We start from the raw sequence: 14,199 nt of genomic DNA, 5'->3' as shown, positions 1-14,199 counted from the left end.
AGACGATGAATAGCGGAACTATCGGCTAATGAAGGTAGCAGTTGCATGCCTGGCGGTCGCGCTCGCAACGCCGGCTTGGCGCAGGATTCGGGCTGGAGCTTCGCGCTCTCGCCCTACGCCTGGACGCCGGGCCTCACCAGTTCGGTCGAGACGGCCTGGGGAACGGTTGAAGTCGATAAAAGCATCGGCGACGTACTCTCCGATCTCGATCTTGCCTTCATGGGCGCGTTCGAAGCACGCAACGGTCGCTGGAGCCTGATCGCCGACCTGGTCTACGCCAACCTCTCCCAAAGCCGCCCCACCCCGCTCGGCGTACTCTTTTCGCGAGCGGAGATCGAAACAGAAGCGAAGATTCTGAGCGGTTATGCCGGCTATCGGGTCTTCGAGGGCGGCCCGGTCGCCGTCGACCTGATGGCCGGCTTCCGGGTCAACTCCGTAGACCTCGACGTATCCCTCGCCCCCGGCCTGCTCGCGGGCCAGAACTTCGGCGCGAGCGAGACCTGGGTCGATCCGCTGGTTGGTGGCCGCGTCCGGACGGTGTAGGCGAGAAACGGGGTGTGCCGGTCTTCCTCCGCCTGTCCGCCGACTTTGCCGACCATGCGTCGTTTTTCCTGTACGCGGGGGTGATTGTCGGGGGTGAATTGCGCGTCGAAGATTCCGGCGGCAACACGCTGCGTGAGGAGTCCTTCGATCCCGCGCCTCTGCTCGGTGCGACGTTCAGGATGCGGTTCTAACGGTGCCGCGTGAGACGGCCTGCTCTGGGGTCATGCACGCTGTACCCTGATGGGTAGCACGGGTACGTTCTCTCGATGTCAGCATTCACCTGTCCCGGAGGCCCCGGATGAAAATCGACTGGACGGTTTGTTGTGCCGCCCTGCTGGTCTTGGCGCTCGCGATCCTGCCGCAGGTCGAGGCTGCCGATGTCCATTAGAGATAGCGTCGCCTAACTAATTATTCAAGCGGAACCCACAGCATGACGCATCCCGAACGTCTCGCCGGCAACAACATCATCCTGCTGGTCTGCCTGCTGGCCCTGATCCTGTTTTACCCACTGTTCGAGAAGGACAATTCGCTGGTCCGCGACCTGCTGCTCACCGGGATCTTTTTTTCGGGCATCTACTCGCTCGAGTTTTCCGCACGCTCCCGGATGGTCCTGCTGCCGCTGGCGAGCCTGACGGCCGCAACCACGTGGATCCATCATTACATCGAGACCGACTGGATGTCCCTGATCGATTTCGGCACTTCCTCAGTCACGCTGGCGGTCATCGTGGTGCTGATGATCCGCCACATCGCACGCAGCCGGGTCGTGACGCCGACCATCATCCTCAGCTCGGTCAACGGGTACGTGCTTCTGGGCGTACTCGGCGCGACCCTGTTCAGCATCGCGAACGGCACCCACATGTTTTTCCATGGCGCGGAAAGCGCGGGCATCCTGCTTCCCGACCAAGGCACGCCGGAATACAGCGACTACCTGTATCTGTCGTTCATTACCCTGACGACCGTCGGCTACGGCGACGTGATGGCCGTTTCCCACCTGACCCGGTCCGTGGCGATCCTGATCGGTCTTTCCGGCCAGTTGTACATGACGATACTCATCGCCATGCTGGTCGGCAAATTCCTCGCCACCAATGAACGGCACTAGACGTGCGTTCTGTCGCCGGCCTACGGTGGTCCCATTGGCTATACTTGACGCCATACTCCGCCCTTCAAACCGAAACTGCCCGAGAATCATGGCATCCAGGATAGCGCGGGTACGCTCTCTTCAATGTCAACACTCACCTCTCCCGGAGTCCCTGGATGAAAATCGACTGGACGGTTTGTTGTGCCGCCCTGCTGGTCTTGGCGTTCGCGGTCCTGCCGCAGGTCGAGGCCGCCGAGGTATTGAATGGGGTTAAGGCCCGCGGGCAACTGCGCTGCGGGGTCAGCGAGGGTATTCCAGGCTTCTCCGAGCAGGACGCCGACGGACGCTGGCACGGGTTCGACGTGGACTTCTGCCGCGCGGTGGCGGCGGCGGTGTTGGGGGACCCGGACAAGGTCGATCTCGTGCCGCTGCTCGCCTCGACCCGTTTCCCCGCGCTGCAGACGCGCCGGATTGACCTGTTGCTGAACAACACCACCTGGACCCTCACCCGCGAAGCAGTGTTGAAGGTGCAGTTTCCCGGCATCCTCTTCTACGACGGTCAGGGTTTTCTGGTCCCGGCCAAGATTGCGACCCTCGCCGACCTTGATGGCGCGACCATCTGCGTGGAAAGGGGAACGACGCACCAGCGCAGCCTGGAGGCCTATTTCGAGACCAAAGGCTGGTCGGTGAAACCGCTGGTGATCGACTCGGCTCCCGAGGCTGCGAAAGCCTTGTTTGCCGGTCGCTGTCGCGCCTACACCTCGGACGCGAGTCTACTGGCCGCCATGCACCTGCGGGCACCCAAAGATGCTCAGGACTTTGTGATCCTGCCCGAACGCATCTCTAGGGAACCGTTCAGCCCCGCGGTCTGGGGCGGCGATCCGGAGTGGGCCACGGTGATCCGGTGGGTTCTGAACATCCTGATCCTCGCGGAGGAATATGGCGTCACGCGCGGCGACCTGGATGCGGTCATCGCGGAGAACCGGAACCCCCTGGTGCGGCGGACCGCCGAGGAGGCGAACATCATCGCCCGCTCGCTGGGCATCGAGACCGGCTGGGGGATACGGGCCCTGCGAGCCGCCGGCAACTATGGCGAAATGTACGAGCGCAACGTCGGGCGCGACAGTCCACTCAAGATCGAGCGCGGTATCAACCGGCTCTGGACCCAGGGCGGACTCCACTATGCCCCACCGCTCGACTGAGCAACGCACGGATGACCGACTTTCAGATTTATCTCACCATCGGCGTCTTCGTCACCGTGATCCTCCTGATCGCGTTTGACCTGATCGATATGACGGTGACCGCCCTGCTCGGGGTCAGCGTCCTGATCGTGTTCGGGATCCTCGACGGCAGCGATCTGATGCCGATTGTGCATACCGCCGGCGGTCCGCTCTCCCTGCTCTTCGGTGGCATGGTAGTGGCGCGGGTGATCGGTAAGACCGGAATCTTCGAGTGGATCGGTGATGCGTTCCTCCGCGCCACCGGCGGCAGCGGCAAACGGTTGCTCCTCTTGATTGTCGCGCTGGTCGCCCCCTTGTGCGCGGTACTGCCGAACGCGACCGCCGTTATCCTGGTCGCCCCGGTCATCGTCGGGGTTTGCCAGGCGCTCAAGGTGGATTTCGTCGGGCCGCTGATTATCACCGCCATCGTCAGTAACGCCGCCGGGATGCTCACGCTGGTGGGCGACCCCGCCACCTTTCTGGTCGGCCAGGCGATCGGGCTGTCCTTCATCGATTATCTGCGGATGGTGAGCCTGGGCGGCGTGCTGGCGGTGCTGGCGGTCGTGCCGCTGCTACCATGGTTGTTGCCGAAGATCTGGGCGACGCGGGTGACCCTGCCCGCCGAGCGTCCACCGATCACTATCGAGCGCCCCGGTTTCCTGGCGCTGGCGCTGTTCGTACTCCTGATCATGGTGGCTCTGTTCCTGGTCGGGGAATCCCTGCCGACCCGCATCATCCCGCCCCAGGTGGCGATCATCGGCGCGGCGCTGGCGCTGCTCGTGGTCTATGGCGTGCGCATCGAGCCGGTCGGTGAGGTGATCCGCGACGTCGATTGGAAAACCATTCTGTTTCTGGGCGCGATCTTCACCCTGGTCCAGGCGTTCATCAAGACCGAGTTGCTGCAAGGACTGTCAATCCAGCTCTATCACTGGTTTGGGAGCGATTTAATGCCGGTGGCTTTTCTGTCGCTGGCCGGCATTGGCATTCTGTCGAGCCTGCTGGCCAACATCCCGGTGGTCGCCGCCGCGCTGGTAATGATCACCGGCTATCTGGTGGCGGCCCAGGCGGTTCCGGAGATCGCGCTGGCTCCCGGTTTCACCGACTGGCCCAACGTCACTCTGCCGGTGTTCGTGGCGATGATGTTCGGCGGCACCCTCGGCGGCAACGCCACGCTGATCGGCGCCTCGGCCAACGTCGTAGCGGTCGGTATCTGCGCGGCGCAGGGCCAGCGCGTGAGCTTCATCCAATTCCTGCGTATCGGGTTGCCGATCGCGGTAGTGCAACTGTCGGTCGGGGCGCTCTATGTCCTGGCGCTGGCCGCGATGTTGGGCTAGTCCCTTCCCCGGATGCATGGACCACCGGCGTCGATGGTTCCCTATCGTTGCTGACGGTGGGTGCCAACGCCCGGCCTTGGATGCCGCCAGTGCCATATCCGAATTAGCGGCGTCGGCAACCAAGGCGATTTCCTCAAATGAATAGACCCGCTAAAACTCCCTCCCCCCTTGCGGGGGCAATACTGTTGAATTAACGCGATGATGTGTCCAATGTATTTATATCCTATTGAATTCGTTTAATATTAATTCTAGGATACCCCATCAATGGCGCCAATCTTGGTTTGAAAATCCATGCACCTTTCCTCCCTTCTTGACGCTTTTCTGCAGTTGATCCCGCACCGGCTGTCGTCAACCCCCTCCATCACCACTACCCAGGCGACTGGCTCATCCGCTGTCCGGCGTCGGCCACCTTTCCCGCCGTTGAAGCCTTCGTGCGATCCGGCCCAGCGGAGGCCACGATCACCCTCCAGCCCCCGCAGGCCGGACCGATTCGGCTGCGCGCCCTGCGACTGCGCAGTCCCGATGGGGAACTCTCCGTCCTCCTTACCCACCTGGAGGATCCCGTCCGTTTTCCCACCGCTGCCATCACCGCGCTCTATTTTCGACGCTGGGCAGTGGAAATCCATTATCACGACGAGAAAACCTCCCTCGACCTCGAAACCTTCCATAGCCCGACCGAGAATGGCATTCGTCAAGAGTGATTCGCCATTTTGATCGGGGCGGTCATCGCTCGGCTGTTAACAGCCCTGATGACCGATCCGGATCATCCCGCAGGAGTCGAACCCCAATTCAAACATGCCGTGATCACCCTGGCCGAAGAAGCCTTTGTCCTGACGCCAAAATGTCCTGAACGGGCCCTGATGATCTTCACCGAACTCCTCAACGAGAGCGCCCGGGTGCGCTATTACCGACCCAAAATCCCACGACCCTCGCAACCCAGTGTCTCCAAAAAAACCATTAACAAAGGGCAGGTTGATAAAGCCAAACGAATGGCAACCGCTTACTTCAACAGTATTGCCAGTACCTCCTGGGTGGCGAGGTGCGGGTGGACGACGCTTATTTGGGCGGTGAACGGGTCGGTGGCAAAGTCGGCCGGGGTTGACAGCTACTGAAAACTTTATTGACTTTCATGGGCTTTCATTTAAAAATCTTGGCTGTTCTCAGGAACCTACCGCCAGTTGGGCGGAAAGTAACGCTTGCAGAGAGGGCGTGAGACCTGGGGGAACATGCGGTCGCCTCATCAGCGTAAAGTTCCCCACCCGTGGGGAATTTGAGTGGCGAAAACCAAGCCGTACCCTTGGGCAACCTCGTTGAAGCAAGAAGTGAGCTATGGAATAAAAGACCATGGTTTACGCAACGGTTCGGAAAACAAAGTCGCTTTCGTTGCCGCAGTTTCCCTCAATGCCCAGGGGCATCCGCTCTATACCAAAATGATCCCGGTCCCGGGGTTAACCTGTACGGCCCTGACCGACTGGGCTAAAGTCGCCTTGGCCCACACCGGGTTCGCCCTGCTGATGTCCAAGCCTCGCAACAGGTACGGGAAGACCGGATTGCCGGGCTGCTTGCGGCGAGTGTTCGGACGCCGGTACCGCGCGTCGATGCCCCTCTTCCTCATCAACGTCGACACGTGACGGCGGCCGACCGGGACGCCCTCCAAGCCCAAGACGTCTTGAAGCATCCGCGCCCCCGCGAACGGGTAGTTGAGGTGCAGCTCGTCGATCCGCCGCATCCGCGCCCGATCACCCTCGGAGATCGGCGGTGGGACAGAGTAGACCGACGAGCGCGACAGATTCCGTCATTCGCACGGGCGCGCTACAGGGCGTTTATCGGATCGGTCGATCAGCGTTTCGCGCTCGCATCGCCGAGGCGACCGAGCGCAGTGGCCAAAAAATCATTTTCCATCGCCCACGGGCCGATCTTGGCCTGGCGTTCCTTCACGTCCGGCCCGGCGGATTCGCTCCGCTCTGCCGCCGGAGCGAACACCGCGCTGGCCCGTTCCTGGAGTGGGATCTGCCATTGGGTGATCGGGTTGGCATGAACTTCAAACGGTTCCGCCCATTCCGCCAGGGTCTTGTCGCCTTTGAGCGTCGCCAAGGCCACCTTGGCCTTGAAGACTGCCGAGTGGTTTCTTCTCGTTCTTTTCATCTCTGTTCTCCGTGATCGGCCCAGCAAAGGGCCGGTGATCAGAACAGAAACTTCACTTAAGCGCGTGTCCTATTTTCCGGGGCCAGCTCTCTCACCCCATGCGCACCGCCACGCTGATTTCATAAACCCCGAACAGAATCACCAGCGCCCCGGCGAGTGAGCGCACTGCCGGATGGCGCACAAATCCCGTCAATGCCGCCGCAAACGCGCCCATCGCTAACAGCATCGGCAGGGTACCCAGCCCGAAACAGAGCAACAGCAAACCGCCATTCAACGCTCCGCCAGCGCTAATGGCCCACACCAGCACGCTATAAACCAGTCCGCACGGCAGCCAGCCCCACACCAGCCCAATTCCAAAAGCCTGAGCGGGAGTGCGCACCGGCAACCACCGCCGACCGAACGGCTCAATCCGTCGCCACAGGACACCGCCCGCCTGTTCCAACCGACTCAGGATCGGCCACCAGCCAGCCAGGTAGAGTCCCAGCAGGATCATGAACAGGCCCGCAAAAATCTGAAGACCTAATTGGGCGCGATGTGCCGACGCCAGATGTGTCATCCACCCTCCTGCGCCGCCAGCCAGCACTCCGGCAGTCACATAACTGGCGATCCGACCGGCGTTGTAGGCCAGCAGATATGGCAACTGTGCCCACAGCGGATGACCCGGCAGCGGCGACAAACCCAGCGTCAGCGCCCCGACGATGCCGCCGCACATCCCGAAACAGTGAACGCCGCCGGTCAACCCAATCAGGAAAGCAGCGAGAAAATCAATCAGGTTAGTCATTGGAACGGTGCTACCGCAGCACCACCGTCTTGCTGCCGTTCAGAAACACCCGCCGCTCCAGGTGATAGTGAATCGCCCGCGCCAGCACGATGTTCTCAATGTCCCGGCCCACCGCCGCCAATTGCTCCGGGGTCTGGGCATGATCCACCCGCTCTACTTCCTGCTCGATGATTGGCCCTTCGTCCAGGTTAGCAGTCACGAAATGCGCGGTCGCTCCGATCAGCTTGACCCCACGGGTATACGCCTGGTGATAAGGCTTGGCGCCCTTGAATCCCGGTAGAAAGGAATGGTGGATATTGATAGCTCGCCCGGCCAGCGCCCGGCACAGTTCCGGCGACAGAATCTGCATGTAGCGGGCGAGCACCACCAGTTCAGTCCCGGTCTGTTCGACCCGTTCCAGGATTTGTCGCTCCTGCTCCGGTTTGGTCGCCGCTGTGACCGGCAGATAGTGGTAGGGAATCGCGTGCCACTCCGCCAGATGAGCCAGCTCGCGGTGATTGGACACAATCGCGGTGATGTCCATCAGCAGCGCGCCGGTGCGATGCCGATACAGCAGATCGTTCAGACAGTGTTCAGCGGTGGAGACCAGCAGCATCACCCGTGGCCGCCGGCGCGAGTCGTACAGGTGCCACTCCATGCCGAAATGCTGGGCCAGTGGGGTGAACTCTGCCAGCAGCATCGGTTCGGTAGCCGCATCCAGATCGAACACCAGCCGCATGAAAAACCGACCCGATTCGGTGTCGCTGAACTGGCTCGACTCCACAATGTTACCGTGATGAGCGGCCAGCGTGTTGGATACGGCGGCCACGATGCCTACCTGATCCGGGCAGGCAATCGTCAAAATGTAGCGAAAAATTGGCATGAAATATCTTCAATAGGCAGTTTTACAGAAACCTCTCTCTCCCGGCGGGAGAGGGAGCTGCATCCTCTGAATTCGCAACATCCGGCAAATCCAGCACATCCCGTAGCAGCGGCAGGTGCAGCCGCACACAATCCATGCCGGCGGTGATGGCCGCGCCGGCCTGGTCGAAATCCATCAGACCCAGATGCGCCAACCGGGGTGATAAAGCCACGGCTGGCGGATCGCCGGCCAGCCGTGCCCGGGTGATGCGATCCTGCATGATATTGATTGATCCGGCCATGACCTCAAACAGCCCCGGCGGATCGTCTGCCTCCGAGTCGTCCACCGAACGGCTGTGATTCCCTAACACCGCCTGCAATCTGGCGCTCAGCCGCGCCAGTAACGGACTCGGCGGCGTCAGACGCTGCAGTCGTCCGCCAAAATGCTTGCCGACGATATCACCATTCAGATTTACCGCGATCACCCGATCCGCCCCCATCGCCCGGCAGAGTGAAACTGGCAGCGGGTCTACCAGCCCACCGTCCACCAGCCAGCGGCCCCGATACCGCACCGGGCTGAACAATCCTGGCAGAGCGATAGACGCTCGCACCGCCTCCAATAATGAGCCGTCCTGGAACCAGACTTCACGCCCGGTATGCAGATCAGTCGCCACCGCGCCGAAGGGCTTAGTCAAGGATTCAATCGGCACATCATCCACCCGCTCGCGGAATGCGCGCATCAGCCGCTCACCCTCCACCCCACCGCGACGCAGGTCCATGTAACGGATGATTTCCCACCAGTCGATCTGCGTCACCCACTCCTCCAGCCGGTCCAGCCGACCGCTGGCGTAGGCCGCACCGACCAGCGCTCCAATCGAGGTGCCGGCTATCACATCCGGGACGATGCCCGCCTGTTCCAGCGCCCGCAGAATGCCAATATGTGCCCAGCCACGCGCTGAGCCACTGCCAAGGGCGATGCCGAGTCGGTTTTTTCGCTGCATGGTTCTTCCTTACTACCGGTCCCGCAGTCGTGGCAGCAGATCGACCAGATTGCAGGGCCGGGTGCGGGCGTCCAGTTGGACTTGCAGGATGCGATCCCAACCGGTGCGACAAGCGCCGGTTGAACCAGGCAGGCAGAAAATGAACGTCGCATTAGCCAGCCCACCCAGCGTCCGCGATTGCAGGGTCGATGCGCCGATTTCCTCCCATGACAGCATACGGAACAGTTCGCCGAAGCCGTCAATTTCCTTGTCCAGCAATGGCCGGATCGCCTCCGGCGTACTATCGCGCCCGGTCATGCCGGTGCCACCGGTCATGAGTATGACGTGGATCGCTGGATCGGCGATCCAGCCGGATACCACCGCCCGGATACGATAGATATCGTCGGGAATAATGGCCCGATCCGCCAACTGGTGGCCGGCTGCCGTCAACCGCTCCACCAGAGTTTGCCCGGAGGCGTCATCCGCTTCGGTTCGGCTATCGGACACGGTGAGTACCGCTATCGCCAGCGGTAGAAATTCAGCGTTGCTCATCGAGCATCTCCATCGGCATTCAGTTGGTTAAAAGCAGGAATATATAGCGGGTCGCCGCTTGAAATAGCGCCCGGTGGCCCTATCTGAGAAACAACACCAACTCGTTCTCAACAGAGGTTTTGATTATGAATCCGAATCCGAATCGTTACGAACCCTGGCAGCACATGCATCATCTACGCAGGGAACTGAACCGGCTACTGGAGCCTTACGCCTCCAGCGAAGATCAATCCAGCGTAGCCACCTGCGACTGGATTCCCGCTGTGGACATCAAGGAAGAGAAAGACCGCTATGTGCTACGCGCCGATATTCCCGGCGTGGACCCCAAGGAGATTGAGATTATCGCCGAAAACGGCGTTCTGACCCTCCGTGGCAACCGTCCCGGCGAGACTCGCGAAAATCGTGCAGGTTATAGCCGGGTCGAACGGCCCTGCGGCAGTTTCTATCGTCGCTTCAGCCTGCCTGATACCGCTGATCTGGCGAAAATCGCCGCCCGCAGCGCTCATGGCGTACTGGAAATCGGTATTCCCAAGCAGATGCATACCGTGTCGCGGACCATCCAGGTCGAAGGCTAACTCCTCCAGCCGGCGGGGCGATCCCTGCCGGCGTCCTTAACTGCGCAGAATCAGCATGAAATATCAGGACTACTACCAAATCCTCGGCGTAGCCCGCAATGCATCGGCGGAGGACATCAAGAAAGCCTACCGCCGGCTGGCGCGCAAGTATCATCCCGACGTCAGCAAGGAGTCGCGTGCCGAGGAGCGTTTCAAGGAAGTCGCCGAAGCTTACGAGGTGTTGCGCGACGCTGAGAAGCGTGCAGCCTACGATCAACTGGGCGGCAATTGGCAGGCGGGACAGGACTTTCGCCCACCGCCCGGCTGGCAGAGCGGATCGAGCAGGCCGCGTCGTCCCGCTGACGGTTTCGGCGGTCAGGATTTCAGCGACTTCTTTGAATCGATGTTCGGCAACCTGCACGGGCGCGGCGGTTTCGCCGGCGCACCGGGCGGTTTCGCCAGTGGGCGTAGCGGGTTCCAGAGTTCCGGCCAGAGCCAGACCGTGCCGCTGGAAATCAGCCTGGAAGAAGCCTATCACGGCGGCAATCGTGCCCTGCAACTGCAAGTGCCAGAACGGGATGCCAGTGGACGAGTCACCACCCGCAGCCGCACCTTGAACATCAAAATTCCTGCTGGGGTTGCGAACGGCCAGAAAATCCGGCTGGCTGGTCAGGGTAACGCCGGTAGCGGCGGCGGTCCCAACGGCGATCTGTATCTGGAAATGAAGATCAAACCACATCCGCTTTACTCGGTGCAGGATCGTGACATCACCATGGAACTGCCGCTGGCTCCGTGGGAAGCGGCGCTGGGCGGCAAGGTGGAGGTGCCCACTTTAGGCGGATCGGTCACGATTAACATTCCGGCCAACGCCCGCAATGGACAGAAACTGCGGCTGCGTGGGCGGGGTTTGCCCGGCCAGCCGCCCGGTGATCAGATCATGATGTTACGCCTCGTCAATCCGCCCGCCGATACCGAAGCGGCGCGGGAACTGTTCCAGCGCATGGCACAAGAACTGCCGTTTGACCCACGCGCCCACTGGGGAACTTGAGACAGCATTGCTTTCAATCGTTGCAATACTCCGGTGATTACCGGGTCTTAGGCTAGAATTTTTGCATATCTGTTGTCCGGAATAGGGGGCTTTCCCATGATGAGCGTTCGCCGTTGTTTGCTGCCGATGGGCCTGCTGGTGCTGGGCCTGAGCGGTGCCTTTCCACCTGCGTTCACGGCCGCGTTGCCCGCTGCGGTAGACGGTCAGATGCTGCCGACGCTGGCGCCGATGCTGGAGCGGGCCACGCCGGCGGTGGTCAATATCGCCACTGAGAGCCGAGTCGCGCAACGGCGTAATCCGTTGCTGGATGATCCGTTCTTCCGCCATTTCTTCAACGTCCCCGACCAACAACCGCGTGAGCGCAAGGCGCAAAGCGTCGGTTCGGGGGTGGTGGTGGATGCCCGCCGTGGCTATGTGATCACCAATCATCATGTGGTGGACGGTGCCGACACCATCACGGTCACCCTGCGCGACGGTCGCCAGCTCCAAGCCAAGGTCATCGGCTCTGATTCGGAAAGCGATGTAGCGGTGATCCAAATTCCCAGTAACAATCTTACCGCCCTGCCGCTGGCCGATACCGATGGGTTGCGGGTCGGCGATTTCGTGGTCGCTATCGGCAATCCGTTTGGGCTGGGCCAGACGGTGACTTCGGGCATCGTCAGCGCGCTGGGCCGTACCGGTCTGGGCATTCAGGGCTATGAAGATTTCATCCAGACCGATGCTTCGATCAATCCCGGCAATTCCGGCGGGGCGCTGGTCAACCTGCGGGGCGAGCTGGTTGGGGTCAACACCGCCATCATCGCCCCCGGCGGCGGCAATGTCGGCATCGGCTTCGCCATCCCGGCCAACATGGTGTCGCGGCTGATGAATCAGATTGTCGCCCATGGCTCGGTGCGGCGCGGCCAGTTGGGGGTATCGGTGCAGGATCTCACCCCGGATTTGGCGAAGGCGTTCAACATCCCCGCAAATCAGGGCGCAGTTATCGCCCAGGTCAGCCCGCGTTCAACCGCCGCCCGTGCAGGGTTGAAGGAAGGCGATGTGGTGCTGAGTGTGAATGACAAACCGATGCGTGACGGCAACAGTCTGCGCAACAGCATTGGCCTGCTGGAGGTGGGTGCTTCAGTGAAGCTGGAGATTTTGCGCGATGGCAAGCCGCTGATGCTGGAGGCCAAGGTGGGCGAATATGTGCCGGCCAAAACGGAAGGCGATGCGATCAATCCCCGGCTGGCGGGCGCTTCCTTTGAGGAAATCGGGCCGAATTCGCCATTGGGGGGGCGGACGCAGGGGGTTCTGGTGTCCAGGGTTGAATCCGGCAGTCCTGCGGCACGAGCCGGCTTACGCAAAAACGATTTGATCGTCGGCGTCAACCGCCAGCGCATCGCCAGCACCACTGAATTGCAACAACTTGCTGCCGGCAGCGATGCGCTCTTGATCAATCTGGTGCGTGGCCAGGAAGAATTGCTGCTGGCGTTGCGTTAAGCCATCAGGATTTTCGCTTCGGGTTTAAAAAACCGTTCGGGGCCGGTTAGCCCGGTGCGATGACCTGACCACTGAGCTTGAACTGATCAACCTGGCCTTGCAGTTCCATGGCTTGCGTCGCCACAGCCTTGGCGATGGAAGAAAACCGGTGAGTTTGCGCTGCGTTCTGCTGGGTCACCGAATCCATCTGGATAACAGCTTTGTTCACCTGTTCGATGCCTAGCGCCTGTTCTTGGGCGGCGGCGCTGATCTCGGCGATCAAATCAGCCACTTTTTTTACGCCGGCCACGATTTCACCCAGCGCTTCACCTGCTTGCCGCGCCATCCCTGACCCGGCTTCAACCTTGGCGGTTGCATCCATCCCCGATAAGCTTCTTGATCTCTTTGGAAGCCTCGGCGCTGCGCTGCGCCAACTTGCGCACCTCGCCGGCCACCACCGCGAAACCGCGTCCCTGTTCGCCGGCCCGTGCCGCTTCCACGGTGGCATTCAACGCCAGCAGATTGGTCTGAAACGCGATCTCGTCAATAGTCGTAATGATCGCGGCGATCTGTTTGGAAGCCACCGTAATCGCCTGCATCGAATTCACCACCTCCTGCACCACCGCCCCACCCCGTTCTGCGCTCGATCGGGTGACCGTCGCCATTTGATTCGCCTGGCGGGCGTTATCGGCGCTCTGTTTCACGGCGCCGGTCATTTCTTCCAGGGAAGCCGCTGTTTCCTCCAGAGAGGCCGCTTGCCGTTGGGCGCCACCGGCAAGCTGTTCACTGCCATCTGCCAACTGGTTGGAGGCTTCGGTGGTCTGGCGAATCGTTTGTTGAATCCGGGCCATACTGTGATGAAAACGCTCCATCATGTGGTTGATGGCCGTTCCCACTTGGCCCAGTTCATCCTGGGTATCTACTTGCACCCGCGCAGTTAGATCACCATCCGCAGCCTGTTCAGCCCCTACCACGACTCGGTTGAGGGTGCGAACCATCGAGCGGGCTGGCAGAAATCCGATCAATCCTCCCACGATCAGCAAACCGGTCAATACGGCTATCGTCCAGTAAGTGGTCTGCGCGACCGTTTCCCGTACCTGCGTGGCGAATGCTTCGGCGCCGTGCAGGCGCAATTCCGTCAGCTTGTTCAAAATATCCCGCGCCGCCTCAAACTTGGCGTCGCCCTCGCTGAGCGAGATATCAATCGCATCCTGGCGCTCAGCCGCCGAGTCCTGCGCCAATAGGGCCAGCACCTCCTTGGAAACCTGTTCCCACTCGGCCAGGGTACGCTCGAATTGGTCCTGTAAATTTTCCTGTGATGGCGAGGGTTAGCAGCGCCAGGCTAAGGCGTTGACTGCATCTAACCTATTGATCCAACCAAGTGATATTCATTTTACCTGCCTGCCCCACAATTCCGATCACAGGAAAATTTACAGGAGGAAAAGTGTTGGAAGGTCGCACCCGTCCACTGCTGATCATTGCCGATAATGTTTCTTTTCATCGTTCTAAAGAAGTCAGAGCTTTTGTCCGCGCAAATCGCCAAAAAATTCGGATGTTTTTTCTACCCACCCATTCGCCTGAACTGAATCCAGACGAACCAGTTTGGAAGGCAGTCGATTGCACATATATCTAACCGGTTGATGGGGCATGGAGATCAGACGCCAATTGC

General features: G+C 60.8%; 18 protein-coding genes and 1 pseudogene. 12 read left to right on the top strand and 7 right to left on the bottom strand.

The genetic code is table 11. The features are described from left to right. Positions 1 to 45 precede the first annotated feature (45 nt). From BN874_RS11350 to BN874_RS26450, 8 genes and pseudogenes are all read left to right on the top strand, one after another. The gene (locus BN874_RS11350; protein WP_051497739.1) at positions 46 to 543 is read left to right on the top strand and encodes a hypothetical protein; all 498 of its coding nucleotides are present in this window, start codon (positions 46 to 48) and stop codon (positions 541 to 543) included. A 14-nt stretch (positions 544 to 557) separates the two neighbouring features. Beyond that, a complete protein-coding gene (locus BN874_RS24520; protein ID WP_154724886.1) occupies positions 558 to 734 on the top strand; it encodes a hypothetical protein in 177 nt (58 codons plus the stop codon). Positions 735 to 973: 239 nt separating this feature from the next. Beyond that, the gene (locus BN874_RS11345; RefSeq protein ID WP_034433337.1) at positions 974 to 1,642 is read left to right on the top strand and encodes a potassium channel family protein; all 669 of its coding nucleotides are present in this window, start codon (positions 974 to 976) and stop codon (positions 1,640 to 1,642) included. Positions 1,643 to 1,797: 155 nt separating this feature from the next. Beyond that, positions 1,798 to 2,823 (top strand): amino acid ABC transporter substrate-binding protein, encoded by a 1,026-nt coding sequence (locus BN874_RS11340; protein WP_034433335.1) that lies wholly within the window; start codon positions 1,798 to 1,800, stop codon positions 2,821 to 2,823. Positions 2,824 to 2,834: 11 nt separating this feature from the next. Beyond that, a complete protein-coding gene (locus tag BN874_RS11335; protein WP_034433333.1) occupies positions 2,835 to 4,175 on the top strand; it encodes an ArsB/NhaD family transporter in 1,341 nt (446 codons plus the stop codon). A 431-nt stretch (positions 4,176 to 4,606) separates the two neighbouring features. Then, the gene (locus BN874_RS24515) at positions 4,607 to 4,876 is read left to right on the top strand and encodes a hypothetical protein (protein WP_154724885.1); all 270 of its coding nucleotides are present in this window, start codon (positions 4,607 to 4,609) and stop codon (positions 4,874 to 4,876) included. Between the two features lie 48 nt (positions 4,877 to 4,924). Further along, positions 4,925 to 5,287, top strand: coding sequence for a hypothetical protein (locus tag BN874_RS11325; RefSeq protein ID WP_154724884.1), 363 nt, complete (start codon positions 4,925 to 4,927; stop codon positions 5,285 to 5,287). 246 nt (positions 5,288 to 5,533) lie between these two features. Continuing rightward, positions 5,534 to 5,668, top strand: a pseudogene (locus BN874_RS26450) (IS1595 family transposase); the annotation flags it as partial. A 346-nt stretch (positions 5,669 to 6,014) separates the two neighbouring features. Here the strand turns inward: BN874_RS26450 and BN874_RS11315 are convergent. The 5 genes from BN874_RS11315 to moaB form a co-directional block, all read right to left on the bottom strand. Continuing rightward, on the bottom strand, positions 6,015 to 6,320 hold the full coding sequence (locus tag BN874_RS11315; RefSeq protein ID WP_034433327.1) for a hypothetical protein: 306 nt from the start codon (positions 6,318 to 6,320) through the stop codon (positions 6,015 to 6,017). Positions 6,321 to 6,411: 91 nt separating this feature from the next. After that, positions 6,412 to 7,101 (bottom strand): sulfite exporter TauE/SafE family protein, encoded by a 690-nt coding sequence (locus BN874_RS11310; RefSeq protein ID WP_034433325.1) that lies wholly within the window; start codon positions 7,099 to 7,101, stop codon positions 6,412 to 6,414. A 10-nt stretch (positions 7,102 to 7,111) separates the two neighbouring features. Next, on the bottom strand, positions 7,112 to 7,963 hold the full coding sequence (gene purU / locus BN874_RS11305) for a formyltetrahydrofolate deformylase (protein WP_034433323.1): 852 nt from the start codon (positions 7,961 to 7,963) through the stop codon (positions 7,112 to 7,114). A 22-nt stretch (positions 7,964 to 7,985) separates the two neighbouring features. Beyond that, on the bottom strand, positions 7,986 to 8,942 hold the full coding sequence (gene rssA / locus BN874_RS11300; RefSeq protein ID WP_051497737.1) for a patatin-like phospholipase RssA: 957 nt from the start codon (positions 8,940 to 8,942) through the stop codon (positions 7,986 to 7,988). Positions 8,943 to 8,954: 12 nt separating this feature from the next. Continuing rightward, positions 8,955 to 9,473: a molybdenum cofactor biosynthesis protein B gene (gene moaB / locus BN874_RS11295; RefSeq protein ID WP_034433321.1), complete on the bottom strand. Its 519-nt coding sequence runs from the start codon at positions 9,471 to 9,473 to the stop codon at positions 8,955 to 8,957. Positions 9,474 to 9,598: 125 nt separating this feature from the next. Here moaB and BN874_RS11290 point away from each other — a divergent pair, with 125 nt between their 5' ends. The 3 genes from BN874_RS11290 (at position 9,599) to BN874_RS11280 (ending at position 12,551) form a co-directional block, all read left to right on the top strand. Continuing rightward, the gene (locus BN874_RS11290; protein WP_034433319.1) at positions 9,599 to 10,045 is read left to right on the top strand and encodes an Hsp20/alpha crystallin family protein; all 447 of its coding nucleotides are present in this window, start codon (positions 9,599 to 9,601) and stop codon (positions 10,043 to 10,045) included. A gap of 55 nt (positions 10,046 to 10,100) precedes the next feature. Further along, positions 10,101 to 11,072 carry a DnaJ C-terminal domain-containing protein gene (locus BN874_RS11285; protein WP_034433316.1) on the top strand — a complete coding sequence of 324 codons (972 nt, stop codon included), beginning with the start codon at positions 10,101 to 10,103 and terminating at the stop codon, positions 11,070 to 11,072. A 96-nt stretch (positions 11,073 to 11,168) separates the two neighbouring features. Further along, entirely contained in the window at positions 11,169 to 12,551 is a 1,383-nt protein-coding gene (locus tag BN874_RS11280) for a DegQ family serine endoprotease (protein WP_081756332.1), read from the top strand. A 46-nt stretch (positions 12,552 to 12,597) separates the two neighbouring features. Here BN874_RS11280 and BN874_RS26055 read toward each other — a convergent pair whose 3' ends face one another. Beyond that, entirely contained in the window at positions 12,598 to 12,912 is a 315-nt protein-coding gene (locus BN874_RS26055) for a methyl-accepting chemotaxis protein (RefSeq protein ID WP_051497736.1), read from the bottom strand. Beyond that, entirely contained in the window at positions 12,890 to 13,783 is an 894-nt protein-coding gene (locus tag BN874_RS26050; RefSeq protein ID WP_051497735.1) for a methyl-accepting chemotaxis protein, read from the bottom strand. Before BN874_RS26050 ends, BN874_RS26055 begins: the two co-directional genes overlap by 23 nt. A 128-nt stretch (positions 13,784 to 13,911) precedes the next feature. Here BN874_RS26050 and BN874_RS26440 point away from each other — a divergent pair, with 128 nt between their 5' ends. Then, positions 13,912 to 14,163, top strand: coding sequence for a transposase (locus tag BN874_RS26440; RefSeq protein ID WP_081756331.1), 252 nt, complete (start codon positions 13,912 to 13,914; stop codon positions 14,161 to 14,163). The last annotated feature ends 36 nt before the right edge of the window (positions 14,164 to 14,199 follow it).

The sequence above is a fragment of the Candidatus Contendobacter odensis Run_B_J11 genome (genome assembly GCF_000531125.1).
GTDB lineage: Bacteria > Pseudomonadota > Gammaproteobacteria > Competibacterales > Competibacteraceae > Contendibacter > Contendibacter odensensis.
Note: the sequence above shows the minus strand (reverse complement) of the source record. Positions and strands in the feature narration are given on the sequence as shown.

Coding starts and splice junctions, on each gene's coding strand:
- BN874_RS11350 (WP_051497739.1), top strand. CDS start 46: ATGCCTGGCGGTCGCGCTCGCAACGCCGGCTTGGCGCAGGATTCGGGC.
- BN874_RS11345 (WP_034433337.1), top strand. CDS start 974: ATGACGCATCCCGAACGTCTCGCCGGCAACAACATCATCCTGCTGGTC.
- BN874_RS11340 (WP_034433335.1), top strand. CDS start 1,798: ATGAAAATCGACTGGACGGTTTGTTGTGCCGCCCTGCTGGTCTTGGCG.
- BN874_RS11335 (WP_034433333.1), top strand. CDS start 2,835: ATGACCGACTTTCAGATTTATCTCACCATCGGCGTCTTCGTCACCGTG.
- BN874_RS11325 (WP_154724884.1), top strand. CDS start 4,925: ATGACCGATCCGGATCATCCCGCAGGAGTCGAACCCCAATTCAAACAT.
- BN874_RS11315 (WP_034433327.1), bottom strand. CDS start 6,320: ATGAAAAGAACGAGAAGAAACCACTCGGCAGTCTTCAAGGCCAAGGTG.
- BN874_RS11310 (WP_034433325.1), bottom strand. CDS start 7,101: ATGACTAACCTGATTGATTTTCTCGCTGCTTTCCTGATTGGGTTGACC.
- purU (WP_034433323.1), bottom strand. CDS start 7,963: ATGCCAATTTTTCGCTACATTTTGACGATTGCCTGCCCGGATCAGGTA.
- rssA (WP_051497737.1), bottom strand. CDS start 8,942: ATGCAGCGAAAAAACCGACTCGGCATCGCCCTTGGCAGTGGCTCAGCG.
- moaB (WP_034433321.1), bottom strand. CDS start 9,473: ATGAGCAACGCTGAATTTCTACCGCTGGCGATAGCGGTACTCACCGTG.
- BN874_RS11290 (WP_034433319.1), top strand. CDS start 9,599: ATGAATCCGAATCCGAATCGTTACGAACCCTGGCAGCACATGCATCAT.
- BN874_RS11285 (WP_034433316.1), top strand. CDS start 10,101: ATGAAATATCAGGACTACTACCAAATCCTCGGCGTAGCCCGCAATGCA.
- BN874_RS11280 (WP_081756332.1), top strand. CDS start 11,169: ATGATGAGCGTTCGCCGTTGTTTGCTGCCGATGGGCCTGCTGGTGCTG.
- BN874_RS26055 (WP_051497736.1), bottom strand. CDS start 12,912: ATGGATGCAACCGCCAAGGTTGAAGCCGGGTCAGGGATGGCGCGGCAA.